Below are 1,110 nucleotides of genomic sequence, written 5' to 3'. Positions count from 1 at the left end.
GCACTGAAATTGAGCTATTTTCATAAATTAAAAAATGAAATTAAGAAAAGATCAATTATCGCAAACTATACACTTTATTTTAGTGTCAAAATTATAATAATGACAATAAATATCATGATGTATATAACGGTAAAAAAGAGTCGTATTAAAATGAAGTCGGTCATTCTTACAATTTTGATTGCAAACATTTTATCGGCTTGTGCATTAGCACCAAAGCTAAAACAGCCCAATGATAGGAACCGTGTACCTATTAATAAAACAATCCCTGCCGAAATCAAGCGAGGAGACAGATGAAAAAGAGATTTATTATAACAGGAATGATTACCCTTTTGGGAATGATAAATTTAACTCTAACGTCTAACTTTAGTTGGGGTTCTGGGACTCAAGGTCCGACTGTTCAAAGTCCTTTCCCTGTTTCAAAAGCAGACTATCTGACAATTATTGAGTTGTTAAAACAACAAATTAGAACAAACGAAAACCAGATCGAAAACGCGAAAAAAATCCATCAGTCTATAACAGGAAATAGAATAAAAAAACCAACAATAGGAGAGAAAAAGAGTTTTTTCATACAAGATTCGCCCACTCTCAGCTACCCAGAAAAGGGCCGCGATTACTATAGCATAAATGTTGGGGAATTTCGAGATCTTTTATATTCTGTTCATCATGAAGAGAAAAGGAGCGTCTTCTGGTTCTTGCCGTATCATGAAATGCGCACAATAATTAATAAACGTCTTAAATATAGTGGAATTGTCGATAAAGCTGTAAGTTTGCAAACTTTCCAAGACGCAGAGAACCGCTTTACACAAATTGTCGATTTCTTAAATAATATAGATAAAACAAAAGATCTGAAAGAAGTTTTCGAGCTGCAAACACGCATCAAGACCATGTCAGCCATGCTCCAAAATGAATATACAAAGCTACAAATGGTCAGAAATTTAAGCGATAACGAAGAGACTCTTATCGAAATACAAAAACGTAAATTGTATGGAAAAATTATGTCCTCTGATAACCGAAATGTACCTACCATACGATGAAAACAAAAGCCAATGTAGAAAGTTCAGTACTATCTGAACAATTCAGAGGGGCAGAAAGGTTTTCTCAAAGCCAAGG

The 1,110-nt window shown here is 34.2% G+C and carries 2 protein-coding genes; both read left to right on the top strand.

Annotated elements, in window-relative coordinates; translation table 11 throughout:
* The first annotated feature begins 150 nt into the window (after positions 1 to 150).
* Complete coding sequence (locus ACFIKY_RS08995) at positions 151 to 294, top strand: TrwH protein (protein WP_375636801.1); 144 nt, start codon at positions 151 to 153, stop codon at positions 292 to 294.
* Complete coding sequence (locus tag ACFIKY_RS08990; RefSeq protein ID WP_375636787.1) at positions 291 to 1,034, top strand: type IV secretion system protein; 744 nt, start codon at positions 291 to 293, stop codon at positions 1,032 to 1,034. Before ACFIKY_RS08995 ends, ACFIKY_RS08990 begins: the two co-directional genes overlap by 4 nt.
* The last annotated feature ends 76 nt before the right edge of the window (positions 1,035 to 1,110 follow it).

Origin of the sequence: Bartonella sp. CR127HXZ (assembly GCF_042194555.1) — a bacterium.
GTDB lineage: Bacteria > Pseudomonadota > Alphaproteobacteria > Rhizobiales > Rhizobiaceae > Bartonella > Bartonella grahamii.
The sequence above is the reverse complement of the archived record's forward strand: the minus strand, read 5'-3'. Positions and strand labels throughout refer to the sequence as shown.

Excerpts from the sequence above, each read along its gene's own strand:
- ACFIKY_RS08990 (WP_375636787.1), top strand. The coding sequence starts at position 291 with ATGAAAAAGAGATTTATTATAACAGGAATGATTACCCTTTTGGGAATG.
- ACFIKY_RS08995 (WP_375636801.1), top strand. The coding sequence starts at position 151 with ATGAAGTCGGTCATTCTTACAATTTTGATTGCAAACATTTTATCGGCT.